The 21638-nt window shown below is 37.9% G+C and carries 16 protein-coding genes and 5 pseudogenes; 15 read left to right on the top strand and 6 right to left on the bottom strand.

The window, feature by feature from the left end; translation table 11 throughout:
• Nucleotides 1–208 precede the first annotated feature (208 nt).
• On the top strand, nucleotides 209–745 hold the full coding sequence (locus ArsFIN_RS17630) for a single-stranded DNA-binding protein (RefSeq protein ID WP_026822913.1): 537 nt from the start codon (nucleotides 209–211) through the stop codon (nucleotides 743–745).
• Nucleotides 746–1010: 265 nt separating this feature from the next.
• On the opposite strand, the gene ArsFIN_RS17625 is transcribed toward ArsFIN_RS17630, so the two are convergent.
• Nucleotides 1011–1691 (bottom strand): hypothetical protein, encoded by a 681-nt coding sequence (locus tag ArsFIN_RS17625; protein ID WP_026822914.1) that lies wholly within the window; start codon nucleotides 1689–1691, stop codon nucleotides 1011–1013.
• Between the two features lie 522 nt (nucleotides 1692–2213).
• Here ArsFIN_RS17625 and ArsFIN_RS17615 point away from each other — a divergent pair.
• Nucleotides 2214–2759: pseudogene (locus ArsFIN_RS17615) on the top strand (type III toxin-antitoxin system ToxN/AbiQ family toxin).
• A 461-nt stretch (nucleotides 2760–3220) separates the two neighbouring features.
• Nucleotides 3221–3630: pseudogene (locus ArsFIN_RS17610) on the top strand (recombinase family protein); the annotation flags it as partial.
• A gap of 103 nt (nucleotides 3631–3733) precedes the next feature.
• On the opposite strand, the pseudogene ArsFIN_RS17605 reads toward ArsFIN_RS17610, so the two are convergent.
• Nucleotides 3734–4222, bottom strand: a pseudogene (locus ArsFIN_RS17605) (DDE-type integrase/transposase/recombinase).
• A gap of 71 nt (nucleotides 4223–4293) precedes the next feature.
• Nucleotides 4294–4863 carry a M10 family metallopeptidase C-terminal domain-containing protein gene (locus ArsFIN_RS17600; RefSeq protein ID WP_026822915.1) on the bottom strand — a complete coding sequence of 190 codons (570 nt, stop codon included), beginning with the start codon at nucleotides 4861–4863 and terminating at the stop codon, nucleotides 4294–4296.
• Nucleotides 4864–5684: 821 nt separating this feature from the next.
• On the opposite strand from ArsFIN_RS17600, the pseudogene ArsFIN_RS17595 reads away from it, so the two are divergent.
• Nucleotides 5685–5986, top strand: a pseudogene (locus ArsFIN_RS17595) (helix-turn-helix domain-containing protein); the annotation flags it as partial.
• Between the two features lie 103 nt (nucleotides 5987–6089).
• Here ArsFIN_RS17595 and ArsFIN_RS17590 read toward each other — a convergent pair.
• Nucleotides 6090–6686, bottom strand: a complete 597-nt coding sequence (locus ArsFIN_RS17590) for a TetR/AcrR family transcriptional regulator (protein ID WP_026822916.1) — start codon at nucleotides 6684–6686, stop codon at nucleotides 6090–6092.
• A gap of 154 nt (nucleotides 6687–6840) precedes the next feature.
• On the opposite strand from ArsFIN_RS17590, the gene ArsFIN_RS17585 reads away from it, so the two are divergent.
• Nucleotides 6841–7848, top strand: a complete 1008-nt coding sequence (locus ArsFIN_RS17585) for an agmatine deiminase family protein (protein ID WP_051297028.1) — start codon at nucleotides 6841–6843, stop codon at nucleotides 7846–7848.
• Nucleotides 7849–7879: 31 nt separating this feature from the next.
• Here ArsFIN_RS17585 and ArsFIN_RS17580 read toward each other — a convergent pair whose 3' ends face one another.
• A complete protein-coding gene (locus ArsFIN_RS17580; protein WP_034249677.1) occupies nucleotides 7880–9568 on the bottom strand; it encodes an ArnT family glycosyltransferase in 1689 nt (562 codons plus the stop codon).
• Nucleotides 9569–10118: 550 nt separating this feature from the next.
• Here ArsFIN_RS17580 and ArsFIN_RS17575 point away from each other — a divergent pair.
• From ArsFIN_RS17575 to ArsFIN_RS17565, 3 genes and pseudogenes are all read left to right on the top strand, one after another.
• Nucleotides 10119–11367: pseudogene (locus ArsFIN_RS17575) on the top strand (NCS2 family permease).
• A 243-nt stretch (nucleotides 11368–11610) separates the two neighbouring features.
• Nucleotides 11611–13260, top strand: coding sequence for a Na+/H+ antiporter (locus tag ArsFIN_RS17570; protein WP_026822918.1), 1650 nt, complete (start codon nucleotides 11611–11613; stop codon nucleotides 13258–13260).
• 18 nt (nucleotides 13261–13278) lie between these two features.
• Complete coding sequence (locus tag ArsFIN_RS17565; protein ID WP_026822919.1) at nucleotides 13279–14148, top strand: carboxylate/amino acid/amine transporter; 870 nt, start codon at nucleotides 13279–13281, stop codon at nucleotides 14146–14148.
• Nucleotides 14149–14236: 88 nt separating this feature from the next.
• On the opposite strand, the gene ArsFIN_RS17560 is transcribed toward ArsFIN_RS17565, so the two are convergent.
• Entirely contained in the window at nucleotides 14237–14629 is a 393-nt protein-coding gene (locus tag ArsFIN_RS17560; RefSeq protein WP_026822920.1) for a YidB family protein, read from the bottom strand.
• Between the two features lie 351 nt (nucleotides 14630–14980).
• Here ArsFIN_RS17560 and udp point away from each other — a divergent pair, with 351 nt between their 5' ends.
• The 7 genes from udp to tatA all read left to right on the top strand — a co-directional run bounded on the left by udp (nucleotide 14981) and on the right by tatA (nucleotide 21637).
• Complete coding sequence (gene udp, locus ArsFIN_RS17555) at nucleotides 14981–15739, top strand: uridine phosphorylase (RefSeq protein ID WP_026822921.1); 759 nt, start codon at nucleotides 14981–14983, stop codon at nucleotides 15737–15739.
• A 378-nt stretch (nucleotides 15740–16117) separates the two neighbouring features.
• Nucleotides 16118–16648 carry a DedA family protein gene (locus ArsFIN_RS17550; protein WP_026822922.1) on the top strand — a complete coding sequence of 177 codons (531 nt, stop codon included), beginning with the start codon at nucleotides 16118–16120 and terminating at the stop codon, nucleotides 16646–16648.
• A gap of 124 nt (nucleotides 16649–16772) precedes the next feature.
• The gene (rmuC, locus tag ArsFIN_RS17545) at nucleotides 16773–18110 is read left to right on the top strand and encodes a DNA recombination protein RmuC (RefSeq protein WP_071846873.1); all 1338 of its coding nucleotides are present in this window, start codon (nucleotides 16773–16775) and stop codon (nucleotides 18108–18110) included.
• 87 nt (nucleotides 18111–18197) lie between these two features.
• Nucleotides 18198–18953 carry a bifunctional demethylmenaquinone methyltransferase/2-methoxy-6-polyprenyl-1,4-benzoquinol methylase UbiE gene (gene ubiE / locus ArsFIN_RS17540; protein WP_026822923.1) on the top strand — a complete coding sequence of 252 codons (756 nt, stop codon included), beginning with the start codon at nucleotides 18198–18200 and terminating at the stop codon, nucleotides 18951–18953.
• Nucleotides 18916–19614, top strand: coding sequence for a ubiquinone biosynthesis accessory factor UbiJ (locus tag ArsFIN_RS17535; protein ID WP_246067279.1), 699 nt, complete (start codon nucleotides 18916–18918; stop codon nucleotides 19612–19614). Before ubiE ends, ArsFIN_RS17535 begins: the two co-directional genes overlap by 38 nt.
• Entirely contained in the window at nucleotides 19595–21232 is a 1638-nt protein-coding gene (gene ubiB / locus ArsFIN_RS17530) for a ubiquinone biosynthesis regulatory protein kinase UbiB (RefSeq protein WP_026822925.1), read from the top strand. The genes ArsFIN_RS17535 and ubiB overlap by 20 nt, the downstream gene beginning before the upstream one ends.
• Nucleotides 21233–21343: 111 nt before the next feature.
• Nucleotides 21344–21637 carry a twin-arginine translocase TatA/TatE family subunit gene (gene tatA, locus ArsFIN_RS17525; protein WP_051297029.1) on the top strand — a complete coding sequence of 98 codons (294 nt, stop codon included), beginning with the start codon at nucleotides 21344–21346 and terminating at the stop codon, nucleotides 21635–21637.
• Nucleotide 21638 lies beyond the last annotated feature (1 nt).

The raw sequence follows: 21638 nt of genomic DNA, 5'->3' as shown, positions 1-21638 counted from the left end.
AATGAATATACAGTACAGTATAGGCGGTCATATTCTGCAATTTAATCGCCAAACTTAAAAAAATTTAGCAATATTGCAGTATAATTTTCTAAGGCGTTTCGCAAACCATAATCGCAACGGTTGGGTTTCCATATTCAATAGCGTGTTCGCATGTTAAACTAGCGACACATGAATTTAAGCAAAAATATTAATACATCAGGAGTATCGAATGGCCAGCAGAGGCGTTAACAAAGTCATACTTATCGGCAACTTGGGACAAGATCCTGAAATTCGTTATATGCCAAATGGTGGTGCGGTTGCGAATCTTACGCTGGCCACCTCTGAAAGTTGGCGTGATAAGCAAAGTGGTGAAATGCGCGAAAAAACAGAATGGCACCGTGTTGTGATCTTTGGCAAGCTGGCTGAAGTGGCAGGTGAATATTTGCGTAAAGGTTCACAAGTTTATATTGAAGGCTCACTACAAACCCGTAAATGGCAAGATCAAAGTGGCCAGGATCGCTACTCAACTGAAGTGGTAGTAAATATTGGTGGTACCATGCAAATGTTAGGCGCGCGTGGCGGCTCACAGGAGGGTATGCCACAAAATAATCCAGCCAGTGGCTGGGGACAACCACAACAGCCACAACAAACTCAGCAGTTTAGTGGTAACGCACCAGCATCAGCGCCAGCCGCCCATTCCGGTAAAACCGCTCCCGCGACACCGGCTGAGCCACCCATGGATTTCGATGATGATATTCCGTTTTAAAAAATATCTAGAATTTAATATAAATTATATTTTTTTCAGCCCCGTGATCCGGGGTTTTGCTTTTTTTAAGAAAAAAGGAAGTTGGTCATTTGACCAGAAAGGATATGTCACCAAGCAGGGCGGAGTTCGTAGTGAATAGGACTTGCGGTGATCTGAGTAAAGCACACCTGATTGTCGTCTATGTGCCATAAGTAACCCTTTAGCTGATTCCAGTATGAAACTGCGTTATGAAAAAAATTTGTCCAATAGCACTCTGTTATATCTTTTACCAATGTGGTAGCTGTAAAATTGCCTCAACCAAACGTCTCTCATCATGAGCTGGGTCGCCATTAGAAAGGCTTAAAATTGTTGAAATGCACATTGTTGAAGCTGTCAAACCATCATCAGAAGGATTTCCGGTATTGCTTAGATGGTGGAAGGTAGCTGTGTTTACGGCATTGCTGTAATTTTCTTTGAGTTTTTTAAGTAGTGGCCGAACCACATCAAGAATTGCCTGCCCATAGTCAATAGACTGATCTTTACTAGGTATTTTTCCCTTATGAATAACCTCATTACGGAGTTTGATTTTATTGTTGCAAAGTAAGATGGGTTTATTACCAGTTTCCTGAAGATGAAGAAATATGAAAGCACCTAGCTGCCTTTCTGATTGATTAGAGACCTCTTTCCACGCTTCAAGCGTTTTTATCCAATCAATATTCTTTGAAATACATACTACTTTTATGAAAAACTCGTAGAATCTTTCTAAAGCAGAAGTAAATGACGAAACCGCTTCTCGATAATACCCATCAACGATTGCGTAAGCGCCAATATCAAAAAGTATTTCAAACTTTTGTTGTTGCAAAAAAGTAATCGAAGAATGCCCTTTTCGGCATGTTATCTCATATCGGCCATCATCCTTGAGTTCAACTATTGCGGTGATCCTCGGTTTTACGATGTTTTCTTGCATGCATTTTGCACATATGAGTGGTAATTTCATGGTTCAGTCACTATAGGTATAACAGTTTTTTACTATGCTAGTGTAATTTCCTGATAACCAATAAGCTAGCAATATATAGAGGTAAGTATGTTGAATGAGCTTTTTGAAATAATACTATTTAGCGGGAGTTGTGTACTAAACTTAATAAACACTTGATTAAAAATCTGAGCAGCTTGAAAAGAATATTTATTTCCTGATTCCAGGTACTGATTAAGTATTGATAAAGAAATCAGTGTTATATTTAATTGTAGAGGCAGCTCAATTGTGTAGTGCGTAACCTATAAAAAAGACTTTTATTGATTGTGATGTTTGTCATTGGATATGCTAAATATTTGTTTCGCTTTTTAACAAGGGGCAATTGTAAGATATTGCTTGACTAATGCTTTAGTCGGATTATAATCAAATCGAAGGTGAGTCACTACCGTTAAGTGTGAAGTTAAAAAATTATAAGCCTCGCTTTTGCGAGGCTTTTTGCTATCAAGGAGTTGATTGGTGAAGTTTTACGTTATTGATGATGTTTACATACAGTATTTGCAATGTTCCGATGAAAAAGTGCGTGAAATCAAAGGAACCAGGCCGTATATTGGTGTTGTATTTGAGTAAATGGAATAGAATTTTTAGCTCCGCTAACTTCATATAAACCAAAACAGGACAATATCCCAAATGCTTCCCCTCTAATTTTCAAAATGCATGAGCTTGGCAATGAAGAGAACAAAACTTGGAATGGTACAGCTAAACAATATGATTCCTGTATTAAGTTCTGAGAAAACATTATTGGATCTATCAACACAAGCGCCAAAGTATCAAAATATGCTGAACTTACAGCAGCAGTATTTGCGTAAGAATAAAGAAAAGCTCCAGAAAAAAGCGGAGAAGCTATATAAAATTGTCTCAAAAGGTTATGCAAAAGGCTTAATTAACCAGTGTTGTGACTTTAGAACTCTTGAAGCTGCGATGAAAACTTATTCATCACAGGTAAATCAATTTGCTTCACAAGATAAGCTGGTTACTTTGACAAAGATGCTTGCCAAAAATTAGACGCGTTGGGTTTCCCATACCTATCAATCCCGATGGAATCTCAGACTTCAATTTTAAAAGAAGTGAGTTTCCTCTTAGCTAATGTGCTAAATTCTAATAAAAGTAGTAGCTACTATTTTTCATATCTGAAATCTGTTATCAACAAATGAATCCTATCAAGTTTATAATAGAACTTGTTCATGTAACGAAAGCCTTTGAGCTAATAGATACATCTTTAAGAAATAGCATTGACTGTAATGTAAATTATTTTCTTGATAGTCCCGCTAGCCAGGGCTTTTTTTTATAGAAAGGCAGATTGGTTATTAACCGTTGCAGGTAAGAAACGCAGTGATTATCTTCAATATCTACTATAAAGCATAAATTTTTAGACAGTTAAACATATCTACTCTTTAATGTGTATTAAATCGTTATATAAAAATAAAAGACATTCATTGTCTTTAAGGCGATTAAGGAGATACTTAATACGATTTTTTGGCTATGCCAAAGTTTCAACCAGTCAACAATCGCTCGATATTCAAGTTAAAGCGCTTAAAGAAGCTGGCGTAAGAGCAAATCGAATTTTTACTGATGAAGACTCAGGTAGCCATACTAATCGGGATGGGCTCAATCTATTGCCTTTAAAAGTTGAAGAGGGTGATATTATTTTGATTAAAAAACTAGATCGCCTGGGCCGTGATACCGCTGATATGATCCAATTGATAAAAGAGTTCGACCAGGAAGGCGTGCGATACGATTTTTAGATGATGGTATCAGTACCGAAGGTACGATGGGCAAAATGGTAGTAACTATTTTGTTGGCTGTAGCTCAGGCTGAACGCCAACGCATTTTAGAGTGTACAAATGAAAGCCGACTGGAAGCGAAATTAAAAGGCACTGTTGCAAAGAGCGGGTCGGATTACTGATAATCTTTCTGCCTATTTAATCGGCACTGTTGCAAATATCGTGATGCGGTCGCCTTATTTGTTGGTGAAGGTCTTAGATTGCAAAGACGCTACTCACCAGACACATTCTGCCCAAGGATGGCCGAAGTAAAACGACTTTGCCTGGCCTTTACACGGCGCCCGCATCACCTTAATCCCTTTTATCGTGGCAAAAGCCATCTTCATCGATTTAAAACCCAGCGTGGCGCTGGTTATCTGTTTCAGTTTGCCATGATCGCATTCGATAACATTATTTCAGTACTTAAGTTATCGGTGCCCGACGTCAGACGGACATTGACCTTCACGCTTGAGCTGAGTGTGCGCACGAGCATATGTCGGAGATTTATCTGTATTGATAACGCGTGGGAGCTGCCCCTATAGGCGCATAACGCTGAACCCTGCGATAGAGGGGGTGGCCAACATGCACGCCGTATTCGGCCGGCATCGCTTGCAGCTCACGATAACTAATGCCGTATTTGCAGTATCAGCTACTACCGACAGAATAATGTCGCAGGCAAAGTGATCGGCCTTTAAAAACATTCATGTTGTACACCCTTGATTAAATCGTCAGGAAAGATTAGCCGCAATCCGACCTGATCTTTGCAACAGTGCTATTTAAAATAGTATGAGATCCGTTTCAGGATTGATTATCCCGAAGGCATTGATTTGAAAGTCTGCTTGTCCATCTCCATCATGATCAAGCATTAAGTATGATGAAGTTAAATTTTGGGATTCATTATAATTACAATGAACGATCAATTCATTTTTATGTTGAGAAAAACAATTGACTTGTTTAATTTCGATAGTATTACCATTAATTTTGCTAAGGGCAGAAATATCGATTTTATCGCGACCAGTCTCAAAATCCATTATAGTATCTGGTGAAGAATATAATGAATCATTGATTGATTGATATATAAAAAGATCTTTTCCTTTGCCACCAATCAGGGTGTCCTTTCCCCCGTAACTATATATTTTATCGTTGCCATCACCACCTGCTATGACATCAAATTTGTTGCCACCATATATTGTATCGTCCCCTTTACCGCCACTTAAATAATTGATTTCTTCTTCTCTACCACATAGGATATCGTTTCCATCGCCACCGAGTGTTTTATATTCTTTTTTGCCATATGACTGGCTGATAGGCGTATTAGTATCACTGTTCTTGGAATTAAATGTCATTAAATATTCCTTCTATTTTTTACCAAAAGTTAACGTAAACACCATAAATTAATTTACATAAAAAACCAAAATGTAACATGATGAGATAATTTTTCCTGATTTATTATTCAACAGATTGATTCTATTACATTAATTTTTACATTTGAGCCTGTGACAAATCATGATGTCATCTACCCACCCGCCTTATGCCGCGATAATTAAAATTTAGTAGTTTGGGCTGATATACATCATGATATAAGTAAGCTTTTATCTATTCTATTCTATTCTATTCTGTTTATTATTATCACCTTTTATAATTCATTATTTTGTCATTTTTGGATGAATAAAACTCATCAAACTTAATAATCTTTCTCTCTGTTACTTGACAAAATCAGCACTATTATTAGCAAAAGAAGTTCATTGTGGATTAACAAGCTAGTATGGATTTATAAAGCAAAATAAATGTTGATTGCATGGTCACTGTTGCAAAGATCAGGTCGGATTGCGGCTAATCTTTCCTGACGATTTAATCAAGGGTGTACAACATGAATGTTTTTAAAGGCCGATACATTGCCTGCGACATTATCCTGTCGGTAGTAGCTGGTACTGCAAATACGGCATTAGTTATCGTGAGCTGCAAGCGATGCTGGCCGAACACGACGCGCATGTTGGCCAGCCCCTCTATCGCAGGGTTCAGCGTTGTGCGCCTATAGTGGCAGCTCCCACGCGTTATCAATACAGATAAATCTTCGACATACGCTCATGTGCACACTCAGCTAAAATATGAAAGTCTGGACTTCGGTTGACAATGAGTTTTTTCTAATTGTAGCCTGAGGTAAGATATGATGAATATTAAAACTAAACCAGATATTGCGCCTAAAACAAAGATCTTAAATCATGCTCGTGAGAGCAAAAACGTTGCTCAAACTTGTTGCTATTTTGGGATAAGTAGAGAGACCTATTACACGGGGAAAAGAGCTTACGAACGAGAAGACGAGAAAGGCTTAAGCAACATAAACCTTGCCCTGAAAAACCGACAGGAAGAGTTGCAAAAATATATTGAAGGACTCGTTATTTACTTGCGTACAACTATCATTTTGGCCCACAACGGATAGCTTGCTATTTTCTCCGGTTTCACAACATATGTCACTTAGAACCTCGGCTGCCATTTGATCTTATCAATCTGGTTTATTTTTTAACACTTCATTATTAGGTTTTAACCAACACACTGATTATCCTATTAACCCCTACTTAATTGGCATCAATATCTTCTTGATCATATAGATAAATGACTCTAAACGATTGGCCAAATCAAACTCTGGCTCCATAAGATCACGTCCGATTGCACCGTCAGCGATGGTCATTAACCAGGAAGCGGTATTTTCAATCGATAATTTTGGATCAATTTCGCTATTACTGACGCCATGCTTTAGAACATCAACCAGTTGTTGTCTGACAATTTTTTCATTTTCAATAAAAGTGCTATTAATTACTGGGTTTCTACTGGCTTCGGCAATAATTTCCAGACTTAAGCGGGCATAGGTTGGCTCATTATAAAGTTGTAATAGCCTGGTCATCATAGTAATAACAGTTTCAATGGCCGAACCGTTGGTCTGTTCTATCTGTAGTAGCATGGCTAAATCGGCCTGATCTTGTAAAGCAATAGCTTCAATAATGGCATTTTTAGTTGGATAGTAATGGAATAAATTTCCGGGACTCATGCCAGCGGCTTTGCATATTTCCGCTGTTGAAGTGGCATGAAACCCTTTTTGAACAAAACAGTGAATGGCGGCGGTAATGATCTGTTTTTTCTTAGCACGTTGTTTTTCCGTTTGGTCAGCCATATTGATCTCCAAAACAGTAGACAATAATTTTTAGACTGATTAATCTATCTATTTTTAAACTAGAAATAAAGGGCTTTTCACCGATTAGTGTTAAACAACGGTGAATTTTGATTATTTAGTTGTTTGTTAAATTATTTTAGTGGGATAGGACAAAATGTATTACTTTCCGCACGAATCGCAGGCACATACTTGCACCTGGATGGCATTTGGTATGTCTGCAACCATTTGGCCAAAACACTTAATTGCTAGCCTACAGCAAAATTTAGCCGATATTGCCTTAGCGATTGCACAATTTGAACCGGTTAATTTGTTGGTTACGCCTGAAAATTATCCCGTTGCTTGGAATTTACTTGGTAGTTCGGTGAACTATGTGGAAGTGCCACTTAACGATATTTGGATCAGGGATAGCGGTGCTAATTTTGTGTTGGATAAAAGCTCGGGGCAACTGGTGGCTATCGATTTTAATTTTAATGGTTGGGGCAATAAACAGCGGCATAATTTTGATCGTCATGTAGCAAAAATTATGGCGGACTATACAAACAGCCAACTAATTAAAGCAAATATTAACATTGAAGGTGGCAGTATTGAAGTTAATGGTTCAGGAGTCGGGATATTTACCGAAAGCTCTATCTTAAATAGTGCTCGTAATCCTAATTGCACGCGCCAGCAAATAGAAGAAAAATTAAAAACCTATTTAGGATTGACGGAGATTATTTGGTTAAAAGGTATTAAAGGTTATGATATTACCGATGGCTATATCGATTTTTATGCTCGTTTTATTGATGATAACGGTATTATTATTAGTTTGGAAAACGATACTTATTCTTTTGATTATCGAGTTACCAGAGAGCATCAAGATCGCTTAATAGCGATGAATAAAATTAAAAATATAACTATATTAAATACGCCGCAAAATGTCAGAGTTAACCGTCAGCGTTATCCTGAATTTGCTGCCAGTTATGTTAATTATTATCTCTGTCAACAGGCAGTGATAATGCCAGAATTTGGTGATCAAAAGGCAGATAAAGCCGCTATAGAAATATTAACAGACTGTTTTCCCAAGCGTAACATTGTCAGTGTTAATATTGATACCATCGCTATCGGCGGCGGTGGTATTCATTGTGTGACGCAACAACAACCAAAAACCGCTATTAATCCATAGCGGTTCTCCATTATCACCATTACTGGCGTAGTTAACGCTCGATCTTTTTATATAACACCAAATTCTCTTCTGTTTCATCGGGGCGGTGGCCGATCCAGAATATTTCCATGCCTGGTGGCGGTTCTCTAACCTGTTTGGAAAGATCAAGCAGCCAACGGCAATTAGGCGGAGTTTCGTAGTAATATTGTGATTGATGTAAAATTCCGGTGTAGTAATAAAGCATTGGCGCTTCTGATTCACCCACTTCATGGGAGACCATACAGTCGGTAGGGAGATATTCGCTGGCAATATGCTGTTTTAGATCGGCAAACACATTTTGATAACCTTTTGCATAATCTATCCAGCCAATAAAGAGGGAAAAGACTAATCCCCAGATAACAGTCAGTCCTAAACACCATATTTGAGCCGCTTTTAAAGCTAGTTGGTTGGCTAAAAAACGTTTTTTAAATAGCCAGATTAACGTGATAGCTAACGCAAATAAAAAGGCTAACCAAGAAAAGTGAGGCTGATAGCCGCTTGGCAACCATTGACGAAAGATTGCTAGTAATTGATGGTGTTCAGCGGATAAAGATAACCCATAGCCAATCCATATTAACGGGATAAGTAGGGAAAACAAAATTAGACTAAAGTAATAACCAATTTTATATATTAGTGAGGGTAATAGACAAAAACAGTGGGTCGCCAATAATGCCATCGGTGCAATAAAAGGTAATAAATATAACGCGCGACCCGAGGCTGAAATTTGTAATAAAATAACGCCTAATAATACAAAGCAAGTCGGTAAAAAAAACCTATTGTCGGTAAGATTTTTTATTGGTTGTTTTAAGATAAAAATAAAAGCTAAGATGCCTGATGGTAGGGCAAAAAGAAGTATTGCTTCAGGAATACGGAAAACTTTTGCTTTTGCACCTAAATATTCAACTGAAAAACCCAAAAAACGGCCAATATTATTATCCCAAAACCAAACTTTAAACAGTTCAGGGTTATCACGAAAAAGCAAAATTGGCCAGGGTAAAATTAAACATAAAGATAGCAGCCCAGCAATAATTGCCAGAGAGTAATAGCATTTATTGCGACAAGTTTTTAAACAAATTGGCGCTAGAATTAAACAGATCCAAATTAAGCCGGGAACAAAAACGCCCTTTGAGAGCATAGTAATGACGGTACCGGCCGTTAACCAAACGGTGGAAAAGAGATTGTTTTCCTGTTTAATGAGACCTAATAAGCCATATAAACCAATAATAGTTCCTGCGATCAATGCGGTATCGGTAAACATATCGTGGCTATGGCGTAATATACCCGGCGCTGATGCGAATAGCGCTAGTGCTATCCAGATGCGATGATCAGAAAAGCTATCTGCAGAGAAGAAACGACGGGCTAAAAAAACAAAAAAAGATAAGCTCAAAGCAGAAAAAAATAACGTGGCAGTTCTGGCTGCATCATGCATCGGTAACCAAGCGGAAAAAAGATGGACACCCATGGTTGCAACCCAATAATAGAGCGGGGGTTTTTCCATGAACGGTTGGCCAGCGTTAGTTGGGATCAGCCAATTATCTGTTTCATACATGGTTTGTATAATACCAAAACTATAATTTTCATCTTGTTTCCAGGGATTGTGTCCAAAGATACCAGGCAGCAGGTAAATCAACAGAAACAGTAAGAAACCGAATAGCGTTTTTATATCTGCTTTAGATAAAGGGTTGTTATTTATTATTGCCATGAAATTAGATTAGTTTAATTAAGATAAATATTGTTGTCATTAAGTCCAGCAATGACTTATGGTTATAACATACTAAAATGGTTTACATAATATAATAATCATTAATAAATTATATTAGCATAAATGTTAATAACATTGTTGGTTTAAAAATGGCAACGCTTACTCATGTAGGCAATAAAAATAAATATTTTACATTTAATTAATATTTGACAGAAATTATCAGATCAAACAATCAGTTTATGGGGGAATTTATTTGCCTGGCAAAATGATATCATTATTTTATCGAGTGATAGAGTGCTACTTTTGGCTAGCATAACATAAAAATAAATAGAAAAATTTCCTTTTTTTTCATAACGATAAAATGATGATAATCATTTTTATAGTGAAAAATCCTTGATTATTTCCTTAGGATCACCAGATAATTGCATCTTTAAAATTTCTTTTTTCTTTTTATGAAGCCAAACGATTGCGTATAATTGGAATAGTTTATTTTTTTGACGCAATCGTTTTCTTCTATAGCTAAAAGTTACCTTGAATTTCTAAACAGAGGATCAACATGTCTGTTAGGCAAACTCCTTCGAATTGCAAACTAAATCATTTTTTTAAGATACAGCAACGAGGCTCGACAATTCGTCGCGAGATTATTGCGGGGCTGACCACATTTTTAGCCATGGTCTACTCTGTTATTGTAGTGCCAGGTATGCTCGGTCAAGCGGGTTTTCCACCCACGGCAATTTTTATTGCTACCTGCCTGGTAGCAGGATTTGGCTCATTATTAATGGGCTTATGGGCTAATTTACCGATGGCCATCGGTTGTGCTATTTCATTAACCGCATTTACCGCATTTAGCCTGGTTCTTAGTCAGCAGGTGAGCATTCCTGTTGCTTTAGGTGCCGTTTTTTTGATGGGATGTTTATTTACTTTTATTTCCATTACCGGTGTTCGTAGCTTTATTCTACGTAGTATGCCAAAGGGGATTGCTCAAGGTACAGGCATTGGTATCGGATTGTTTTTGCTATTGATAGCCGCTAATGGTATTGGTTTGGTAGTAAAAAATTGAGCAGGCTGGTTTGCCGGTTGCGCTTGGGCAATTTACTTCTTTTCCTGTCATTATGTCGCTGATTGGTTTGGCTGTCATCTTTGGTTTGGAAAAAAGAAAAACGCCGGGCGGGGTATTAATCGTGATCATTGCGATTTCTATTATTGGCTTAATTTTTGATCCACAAGTGAAATATCAAGGTTTGTTTAAATTGCCAACCTTGGGTGAAGACGGTTTATCGTTATTGTTTAGTATGGATATTGTTGGTGCATTACAGCCAGTTGTTTTACCAAGTTTATTTGCACTAGTTATGACAGCTATTTTTGATGCCACTGGGACAATCCGTGCGGTAGCCGGTCAAGCTAATTTGTTGGACAAAAATGGTCAAATTATTGATGGTGGTAAAACCGGATTAACGGCGGTAGTGGTTGGCTTGCTGTTTTTGTTAATTTTATTTTTATCCCCCTTATCTTATTTAGTGCCGTCTTATGCGACAGCCCCAGCATTGATGTATGTCGGTTTATTAATGCTGAGTAATGTTGCCCAACTGGATTTTAATGACTTTATTGATGCTGTCGCTGGTTTACTTTGTGCAGTATTCATTGTTTTAACTTGCAATATTGTTACTGGCATCATGATTGGCTTTGCCGGCTTAGTAATTGGCCGTGTTTGTGCCGGCGAGTGGCGTAAATTAAATATTGGTACCGTTCTGATCGCAATAATATTAGTCGCTTTTTACATTAGTGGTTTAGCTATTTAAGTTTATAGACGTTGATGTTAATTTCTAAGTGAAATGGAACATAAAGTTCACTAATACGATTAATCTTAAAGTCAAAAATATTGCCAATGATAGTTTGTTGTTAAGGATAGAATATGGCGAAATGTAGGAGTTTTGCGGTGGGCTAGTTCTTTTTTGATAGCATAGTCTTATTTTCTATTAATATCTGTTAAGCATAATAATACTTTGCTCGGCTTATAACTCAGACTTATCAGTAAGGATAATATGGAAATATTTTTTACCATCCTCATTTTGATTTTGATGGTTTCAGTATCAGGCGTCATTACAAAAGTTATTCCGTTTCGTATACCGCTGCCGATTATGCAAATTGCGATAGGCGCATTGTTAGCATGGCCGCATTTTGGTTTGCATGTTGATTTTGATCCAGAGCTTTTTCTTGTTTTGTTGATCCCGCCGTTATTATTTGTTGATGGTTGGAAAACCCCAACGCGTGAATTTTTTCAAAATGGACGTGAAATTTTTATCTTGGTATTAGGATTAGTTTTAGTAACAGTCGTTGGAATCGGTTATGTGATCTATTGGTTGTTACCTAGCATCCCGCTTATTGCGGCTTTTGCTTTGGCAGCTGTTCTTTCGCCAACTGATGCGGTGGCACTCTCCTCGATTGTGGGTAGAGGTCGAATACCGAAGCGGATGATGAGTGTGTTAGAGGGGGAAGCACTGATGAATGATGCTTCCGGCTTGGTGGCACTCAAATTTGCTGTCGCCATTGCGATGGGAACCATGATCTTTACTGTGTCTGGTGTCACCCTTGAATTTTTTAAAGTAGCGGTGGGCGGTTTGTTGATCGGTATTGCAGTGACTTGGATTTATAGCAAATCACTACGCATTATGAGTCGCTGGAGTGGTGATGATCCGGCAACCCAGATGATCTTAATGTTACTATTACCTTTTGCCGCATATCTTATCGCTGAGCATATTGGTTTTTCCGGTATTTTATCAGCCGTAGCTTCGGGTATGACAATCAGTAAAGCCGGTGTTATTCGCAATGCACCACTAGCGATGCGGTTAAGATCGGATAATGTCTGGTCGATGCTGGAGTTTGTTTTTAATGGCTTAGTTTTTATCATGCTTGGCTTACAGTTACCCGGTATATGGGAAACCTCTGTTATTCAAGCTGAACTTGATCCCAGTGTAGAAACATGGATGTTATTTGTTGCCGTTTTCATTATTTATACTGCTTTATTATTGTTAAGGTTTAGTTGGTTATGGTTGATGAAGCGTTTCAGTCGGCTGCTATTAAAAAAACGGCCGTTACAATTTGCTTCTTATACCTATCGTGAATTGTGGTTAGCTTCATTTGCTGGAGTACGTGGTGCGATCACCTTGGCAGGTGTTCTTTCCATACCGTCATTTCTGACCGATGGTACCCCTTTCCCTGCTCGTTATCAGTTAGTTTTTATTGCAGCAGGGGTGATCATGCTATCGATTTTTATTGGCGTGCTTGCTCTGCCGCTTTTACTGCATAATTTTAAAGTGGGTGACAAACTGGCAGATATTAATGAGATGCGGATGGCAAAAGCGGCGATGGCAGAAGTGGCTATTGTGAGCTTAAATAAAATGGAAGAGCGCCTTTCCGCCGATGCTCAAGAAGCGCTAGATCCTGAAGTTATTAGTGAAGTTGCTTCTCGCGTTACTGGCTATCTACGCCGTCGAACCGCGGGCCAGGATGAGATGGAGCATAATTTACTAATAGAAGATTTAGAGCGTCGTTTTCGTTTAACGGCATTACGCGCCGAGCGGGCAGAGTTATATCACTTACGTGCAACGAAAGAAATCAGCAATGAAACCATGCGAACGCTATTATTAGATCTTGATTTGATGGAAGCTTTATTGATTGATAAAGAACATTAATCTACCAAGAGACAAACTATGGGATTGCTAGTTATTACGACGCTGCTATGGGCAGCGTCTTTTAGTTTAATCGGTGAATATATAGCCGGTCAGGTTGATAGTTGGTTTGCCGTTTTAGTTCGTGTTGCGCTGGCGGCGGTGGTTTTTTTACCTTTTCTACGCTGGCGTGGGTTGTCGTTGAAAATTATTTTACTTTATATGCTAGTGGGTGCTTTTCAGTTAGGCATTATGTATTTATTTGTTTTCCAAGCATATAACTATCTTACTGTAGTCGAATTTTTACTCTTTACCGTGTTAACGCCGCTTTATATAACGTTATTTTATGATCTATTGGAAAGGCAGCATTTACGCTGGGGATATTTGTTTAGTGCAATGTTGGCGGTGATTGGTGCCGCTATCATTCGCTATGATCATTTGAGTGGATCTTTTTGGTTAGGTTTGCTTTATGTCCAGTTGGCGAATATCTCCTTTGCGATTGGCCAAGTTGGTTACAAAAGAATGATGGAAGTTTATCCAATCCCACAGCGGCTAGCCTTTTCATGGTTCTATATCGGCGCCTGTACGGTGGCATTACTCGGTTGGATGATATTTGGTGATGTAAGTAAATTACCCATGACAAAAATACAGTGGGGCGTTTTAATTTGGTTGGGAGTGGGTGCTTCCGGTATTGGTTATTTTATGTGGAATTATGGCGCGACACAGGTAGATGCTGGCACGTTGGCCATTATGAATAATATGTTGGTGCCAGCGGGATTATTGGTCAATTTTGTTGTTTGGCAGCAGCATCCCGATTGGCTTAGCTTTATTTTAGGTAGCAGTTTACTATTGTTATCACTTTGGGTACATCGACATTGGCTCAATCGATCGACTTTGCGCAAGGTAGATTGAGCGCCAACGTTTGGATTCAGCCAGGAAGAAATTGGCACCAGTAGCTTAAACGAAATATGCCCATCTTAACAGCGATGGGCAATGATGATTAACCACCAAAAAATTTATCTTTAAGTAATTTCATACCAATCGACGTTAAATCTAATTTTTCTGGTATTTTGCCATCTGGGGTTGCGGTATTAACTAATTTAGGCAAGTACTCTGCAATTAAGGCAGAAGTTTGTTCTGAATTTAAACCGACTTTACTGGCTAGGCCAGAAATATTACTTGCGCCAAATATTGAGCTAATTTGCTCCATACTTACGGGTAAATTTTCACCTGAGCCTATCCAGGATTGAATAATTCCACCAAATCCTTGTTGTTCAAATTTATCAATTAAACCACGTATGCCACCTTGTGTTTCAATCCAGCTTAAAATATTTTTATATTGATTAAATTTTTCACCACCAACCATACTGGTAAGTTGATCTAAAAATCCCATGATAACCCCTTGTACATAAAAATTGGTTAAACGATTCGTATCTTCCAACCTTTAAATTCAACAAGGTTAGAAATTATTAAAATTTTTGCTAGTCGTACGTTAATAATAGTGAGTGATAAGCTAAAAATACAATAAAAGCCTAAAAAGATTTACCGGATCCTTTTAATTAATCAAGTGATTTTTATTTATTAAAAATACGATATGATCAAATTAGGATAAATAATTTGATCATATTTTTGTGCAAAAGCAGCTTTTCATTTTTGTTTTAAATGATCCCTATCATTAAAAAGTGATCATTTTATTATTAGATTAATGGATTAAATAAATTAAAAAAAACAATATGGTGTAATTATGTCTGCTGTTTTTCATTTGGGACTAACTAAAAATGATCTACAAGGTGCAACAATTGCGATTGTGCCCGGCGATCCAAATCGGGTAGAAAAAATTGCCAAATTAATGGATAACCCGGTATATCTGGCTTCATTACGTGAATTTACTTCCTGGCGAGCTGAACTTAATGGTAAACCAATTATTATTTGTTCGACCGGCATAGGCGGCCCTTCTACTTCTATTGCTGTTGAAGAATTGGCACAATTAGGAATACGTACTTTTCTTCGTATTGGCACTACCGGCGCCATACAAAAAAATATCAATATCGGTGATGTACTAATTACCACTGGCGCGGTACGTCTAGATGGAGCCAGCTTACATTTTGCGCCTTTAGAATATCCTGCAGTAGCTGATTTTAGTTGTACCAATGCGTTATATGAAGCTGCTAAAGCAGCTGGGATCACAACCCATGTTGGTATTACTGCTTCTTCGGATACCTTTTATCCTGGCCAGGAGCGTTACGATACTTATAGTGGTCGGGTTGTTCGTCGTTTTCGCGGATCGATGGAAGAATGGCAAAAGATGGGAGTGATTAATTATGAAATGGAATCAGCCACCTTACTGACAATGTGTTCTAGCCAGGAATTATCAGCAGGTATGATAGCCGGTGTGATTGTTAACCGTACCCAACAAGAAACACCAGATGAAACATTATTACGCCAAACTGAAGGGAATGTTTTAGGAATTGTTGTTGATGCGGCTCGCCGGTTATTGAATTAATAAATGCTCCATGCTTGGCTACTTTATTCGATAAAACGGGTATAACTGTTTGTCAGTTTGATAAAATAGCGATAAATTTATTTTATTATATCTTTTTATTTAATCGCGGTTTTTTATTTGCCTTAAGTAATGCTCGTTTTATTTTTTATTATCGAAGGTATTCAATAATCTCTATTTTGATCAATTAACGGCTAATTTTCTTATTTCGTTTTTTTAGTAAACCAATTAATGTTATCTGCCCGATAATAGCATAAAATTAAATAACTTAAATTTATCATTTTATAAGTTGAACTTATCGTATTATATATTTTAAACTGACAATAATTTACATGACTGACGACATCATAACGAAAATTTAACTGTAATAGGAATAATAAGTTGACATGGTCTGAAATTATTAATGTTATTACCGAATTTGCTCGCAATCATCAAATATTAGCTATCTTTATTGTTTTTATATTAGCTTTTGGCGAATCGTTAGCCTTTATTTCCTTATTATTACCTGCCACAGTAATTTTGCTTGGTTTAGGCGCATTAATTGGTGATAATGGGCTCGCTTTTTTACCAATATGGTTAGCTGCCGCAAGTGGTGCTTTTTTGGGTGATTGGTTGTCTTATTGGTTTGGTTTTCATTATAAGAACCGTGTACGCCATATGTGGCCAATTTCTCGTCGTCCTCAAGTGCTTGATCGGGGGCATCGTTTTTTTGACCGTTGGGGAGTATGGAGTGTTTTTCTTGGCCGTTTTTTGGGCCCCTTAAGGGCGATTATTCCCTTAGTAGCAGGGATTTGTGCTATGCCTAAACATTATTTTCAGCTGGCTAATTTACTTTCTGCCATGATCTGGGCATTTGCTATTTTAACGCCAGGGGCATTTGGTTTATCTTGGCTTGCACAGTGGATGGGGTAAAGCAGTCGTTAAATTTCAGTCTCGTGCTGTTTGTTGACCAAGGTAAGCAAATTTTATTCTGGACATTTATACAGTATGCCACTAAGTTACTTTATAAAATAAAGACTATTTTAAGGAAACCTAGGTGGATATTCAGTTATTATATGCAATTATTGGATTTCTTACCGGCACACTCTTTGGTGGTAGTTTAATCTGGCTAGTTATTGCGCAAAAGATGAATAAAAAAGAGTCGGAATTGCGCGACTTTTATAGTATTCAGGCTAGCTATGAGGAGAAAATTGCTCATCTCGAATATTGGAAAATTGAGTGTGAGCACCGTGACCAAGAATTAAGGTCACAAAGGGAAATTAATCGTAATCAAGAAGTTGAACTACGTGAAGTGATGACACGGCTTGAAGAGACACGGCTGGCTTTTGAAGAGAAACAGCGGCTATTACTAAATAGTGAGCAGCGGTTAAATGTTCAATTTGAGAATTTAGCCAATCGTATTTTTGAACAAAACGAGCGTCGCGCTTCTGAGCAGAACCGTCAAAGTTTAATTGCATTATTAACACCTTTCCGTGAACAATTGGACGGTTTTCGCCGTCAGGTACATGAGAGTTTTAGTCAGGAAGCGCGTGAGCGTCATACCCTAGCGCATGAAATTCGTCAGCTTCAGCAGTTAAATGCAGAGATGGCAAAAGAAACGATTAATTTGACTAAAGCACTAAAAGGGGATACTAAAATTCAGGGCAATTGGGGTGAAACAATTCTTTCTCGCATATTGGAGGCTTCTGGGCTAAGGCAGGGGCATGAATTTGAAACTCAAGTCAGTATCAATACCTCCAATAGTCGTTATCAGCCGGATGTGATTATTCGTCTACCCCAAGGTAAAGATGTTGTAATCGACGCTAAAATGTCACTGACAGCTTATGAGCACTATTTTAATAGTGAAGATGAGCAGCAACGAGCTACGGCATTGCGGGGGCATGTTAATTCTGTACGTAACCATATTAAAGAGCTTGGACGAAAAGATTATCATCAATTAAATGGATTAAGATCGCTAGATTACGTACTAATGTTTATTCCACTCGAACCGGCTTATTTGATTGCTTTACGTGAAGCGCCTGAACTTATTGACGAAGGATTGCGAAATAACATTTTACTCGTTTGCCCATCAACGTTATTGGTGGCAGTACGTACTATTAATAATTTGTGGCGCTATGAACGCCAGAGTCAAAATGCACAAGTTATTGCCGAGCGTGCTGCTAGAATGTATGACAAAATGCGGTTATTTGTTGATGATATCCAGGTTTTAGGTCAGAGTTTGAGCAAAGCCCAGCTGAATTATCAATCGGCAATCAAAAAATTAGCGGAAGGAAAAGGTAATTTGATTAGTCAGGCGGAAAGTTTAAAAGAATTGGGAATAGAAGTGAAACGACCGATTGATACTGAATTTAGCAAACAGACCGCTAAATCATAATTAAAAAAAATCGGTAGATCATAAATAAGATCTTGCGATAAACATGATTGCACTTTCGATTATTTTAATGATTAAATGAGCGTAAATATGGTAGATCCAATTAAAGAAACCACTGATTTTGGCTTTCGTAAAGTAGCCAAGGATGAAAAAGCGAATTTGGTTGCTGCTGTTTTTCATTCGGTGGCCGCGAAATATGATCTTATGAACGATCTTATGTCATTAGGGATCCATCGAATCTGGAAACGTTTTACGATAGAAGCCAGTGGCGCGCGCCGCGGGCAAACTATTTTAGATCTGGCGGGTGGCACTGGCGACTTGACAGCTAAATTTGCCAAAATAGTTGGCGAAAAAGGCGAGGTTGTTCTGGCTGATATCAATGATTCGATGCTGAAAATGGGGCGCGAAAAGCTCCGCGATCGTGGTATTATTGGTAATGTTAATTATGTCCAGGCTAATGCTGAAGAGCTGCCTTTTCCTGATAACTACTTCGATTGTATTAGCATTTCTTTTGGTCTGCGAAATGTTACTGATAAAGATAAAGCACTAAAATCAATGTTTAGGGTGTTAAAACTTGGTGGTCGTTTATTGGTATTAGAGTTTTCAAAACCCATTTTACCAGTATTAACTAAAGCTTATGATGCTTACTCTTTTCATATTTTGCCGCGCGTTGGTCAAATGATAGTCAATGATGCCGATAGCTATCGCTATTTAGCTGAATCTATTCGCATGCATCCGGATCAGGACACGTTAAAAACAATGATGGAGTTAGTTGGTTTTGAACAAGTTTCCTATACCAATATGACGGGTGGAATTGTTGCCCTACATAGAGGGTTCAAATTTTAAAATGGCTACCTCGTCAATGAAAAGCGATTCAACAGTACCTGTATTACATGCTGCAGCAGCTTCCCTTTTACAGCCTATGTTGAATAAATTTTTCTATCAGGAAGTGGCGTTGAAATCAGCCAGAGTAAGGTTAGTTGGCAAAGTGCTGGAGATTAATTTAAAAGAATTATCTCAACCATTAGTACTTGTCTTCTCCGAGCAACGAGTTGATGTCGTAAATCAGTGGCCTACACCGGCAGATTGTGTGATAAAAACTGCATTAGCAACGCTAGTGCAGCTTAAAGATAAACAACAACTTTCAACGTTGATCAAAGATGGCAGGATTGTTATCGAAGGGGATATGCAAATTGTGCAGCATTGGTCAGCTTTACTTGATGCTGCGCAATGGGATCCCGCTCATTATCTTGCTCCTTATGTTGGTGATGTTGTTGCCGAAGGGATGAGCCGTTGGATTAAAAAAAGTTTAATTGGAATAAATGAGTTGTTAAATCAACAAAAAAATCATTTTAAAGATGTATTGGTGGAAGAATGGCGAATGTCTCCTAATACATTAGAAGTGCTAAGTTTTGCTGATAAGGTTGAGAAGGTGGCAGCGGATATTGCAAAACTGGAACAGCGTTTGGCTAAATTGGAGGAAAAATATGAGACCGGGAGAAATTAAACGGCTCTATTTTATCGTTCGAGTATTTCTAAATTATGGTTTAGATGAACTCATTCCCAAAATTAAATTTACTTTACCATTAAGGATTGGTCGCCATTGTCTATTTTGGTTATCAAATAAGCATAAAGACAAAGCCCTTGGTGAACGTTTACGTTTAGCTTTACAAGATTTAGGTCCGGTTTGGATTAAATTTGGTCAGATGCTCTCTACTCGTCGCGATCTATTTCCCACTATAATTTCTGACCAGTTAGCATTATTGCAAGATAAAGTTGCTAGTTTTGATGGCCAATTGGCGCGTCAACACATTGAACAGTCATTAGGTGGCTCTCTTGAAACCTGGTTCGATGATTTTGATGAGGTGCCCTTAGCCTCGGCCTCAATTGCCCAAGTACATACGGCAAAATTAAAACAAAATAATAAACAAATCGTAATTAAAGTTATTCGCCCAGATATACTGCCTATTATTAAAGCCGATATAGGCTTGATGTATCGGCTGGCTAATTGGATCCCACTGTTACCAGATGGACGTCGTTTACGCCCGCGGGAAGTTGTTCGAGAGTATGAAAAAACATTAATTGATGAATTAAATTTGTTGCGTGAGGCGGCAAATACAATCCAATTAAGACGTAATTTTGAAAATAGTTCCATGCTTTATATTCCCGAAGTCTATTCAGACTACTGTCGGGAGAATGTGATGGTTATGGAGCGTATCTATGGTATTCCTGTTTCTGATATTGACGCGTTAAAGAAGCAAGGAATTAATATGAAGTTATTAGCTGAGCGTGGGGTAAAAGTCTTTTTTACCCAAGTTTTTCGCGATAGCTTTTTTCATGCTGATATGCATCCTGGTAATATATTTATTAGTCGAGAGCATCCTCAAGATCCACAATATATCGGTATTGATTGTGGTATCGTCGGTTCATTAAATAAAGAAGATAAACGTTATTTGGCAGAGAATTTTATTGCCTTTTTTAATCGTGACTACCGTAAGGTAGCTGAATTACATGTCGATTCGGGCTGGGTACCAGCCGATACAAATGTTGAAGATTTTGAATTTGCCATTCGAACCGTGTGTGAGCCAATTTTTGAGAAACCCCTAGCAGAAATTTCTTTTGGTCATGTTTTATTCAATTTATTCAATACTGCGCGTCGTTTTAATATGGAAGTTCAGCCACAATTGGTGTTACTGCAAAAAACCTTGCTCTATATTGAAGGTTTGGGAAGGCAGCTTTATCCACAACTAGATTTGTGGAAGACAGCTAAACCTTTTCTTGAAGATTGGCTACATCGGCAAATGGGGTTCGCGGCGATTATTAGTGCATTTAAGGAAAAAGCACCCTATTGGGCAGAAAAAATGCCAGAAATTCCCGATCTTATTTATGGAGCACTTAAGCAATATAAATATTTACAAGATAGTATTGATAAATTCGCTGTCCAGTTACAAGGGCAGCAAGTAAAGCAAAGACAAGGCCAATATTTACTAGGAATTGGCGCGACTTGCTTGTTATGTGGTACTTTATTGCAGATTTTCGATGCAAAAATTGCTGCTATTGGGTTTATCTTTTTCGGTATAATTTCATGGGGTGTGGGATGGTATCGAACAGGTAAAATTGGCTAAAGTTTGTCTTTAAACAAATTTATCTTAGGATCTGTAGGTATCTTACATAAAATTAGTTGTATATAATGGAATCATACATAGTTGAACCTAATTTCGTAGAGGTATATATCAATGGGAACAACAATAGCTATGGCTACATTTGGTAGTCCCGGTCAGCTTCTTATTATTGCTTTACTGGTTGTTTTAATTTTCGGTACTAAGAAGTTACGCTCACTTGGCTCAGATTTGGGGGAGTCATTGAAAAACTTCAAAAAAGCGATGAGTGATGATCACAGTAAAACTGATGATAGTAAAAAAGCAGAAAAACAACAGGCTGATGCTGACTTTGAAGCGAAAAATCTTACTGAGAAAACAACCATAAGTCAGACAAAAGAAACGGCTGAAAATAAAAAAAATAAACAGTAGG

Source organism: Arsenophonus nasoniae (genome assembly GCF_004768525.1).
Classification (GTDB): domain Bacteria; phylum Pseudomonadota; class Gammaproteobacteria; order Enterobacterales; family Enterobacteriaceae; genus Arsenophonus; species Arsenophonus nasoniae.
Note: the sequence above shows the minus strand (reverse complement) of the source record. Positions and strands in the feature narration are given on the sequence as shown.

Bases quoted from the DNA above. Each gene is read 5' to 3' on its own strand.
- tatA (WP_051297029.1), top strand. From the start codon at position 21,344: ATGGGAACAACAATAGCTATGGCTACATTTGGTAGTCCCGGTCAGCTT.
- ArsFIN_RS17560 (WP_026822920.1), bottom strand. From the start codon at position 14,629: ATGGGATTTTTAGATCAACTTACCAGTATGGTTGGTGGTGAAAAATTT.
- ArsFIN_RS17565 (WP_026822919.1), top strand. From the start codon at position 13,279: ATGGGATTGCTAGTTATTACGACGCTGCTATGGGCAGCGTCTTTTAGT.
- ArsFIN_RS17580 (WP_034249677.1), bottom strand. From the start codon at position 9,568: ATGGCAATAATAAATAACAACCCTTTATCTAAAGCAGATATAAAAACG.
- ArsFIN_RS17600 (WP_026822915.1), bottom strand. From the start codon at position 4,863: ATGACATTTAATTCCAAGAACAGTGATACTAATACGCCTATCAGCCAG.
- ArsFIN_RS17585 (WP_051297028.1), top strand. From the start codon at position 6,841: ATGTATTACTTTCCGCACGAATCGCAGGCACATACTTGCACCTGGATG.
- ArsFIN_RS17570 (WP_026822918.1), top strand. From the start codon at position 11,611: ATGGAAATATTTTTTACCATCCTCATTTTGATTTTGATGGTTTCAGTA.
- ubiE (WP_026822923.1), top strand. From the start codon at position 18,198: ATGGTAGATCCAATTAAAGAAACCACTGATTTTGGCTTTCGTAAAGTA.
- udp (WP_026822921.1), top strand. From the start codon at position 14,981: ATGTCTGCTGTTTTTCATTTGGGACTAACTAAAAATGATCTACAAGGT.
- ArsFIN_RS17590 (WP_026822916.1), bottom strand. From the start codon at position 6,686: ATGGCTGACCAAACGGAAAAACAACGTGCTAAGAAAAAACAGATCATT.
- ubiB (WP_026822925.1), top strand. From the start codon at position 19,595: ATGAGACCGGGAGAAATTAAACGGCTCTATTTTATCGTTCGAGTATTT.
- ArsFIN_RS17625 (WP_026822914.1), bottom strand. From the start codon at position 1,691: ATGCAAGAAAACATCGTAAAACCGAGGATCACCGCAATAGTTGAACTC.
- ArsFIN_RS17630 (WP_026822913.1), top strand. From the start codon at position 209: ATGGCCAGCAGAGGCGTTAACAAAGTCATACTTATCGGCAACTTGGGA.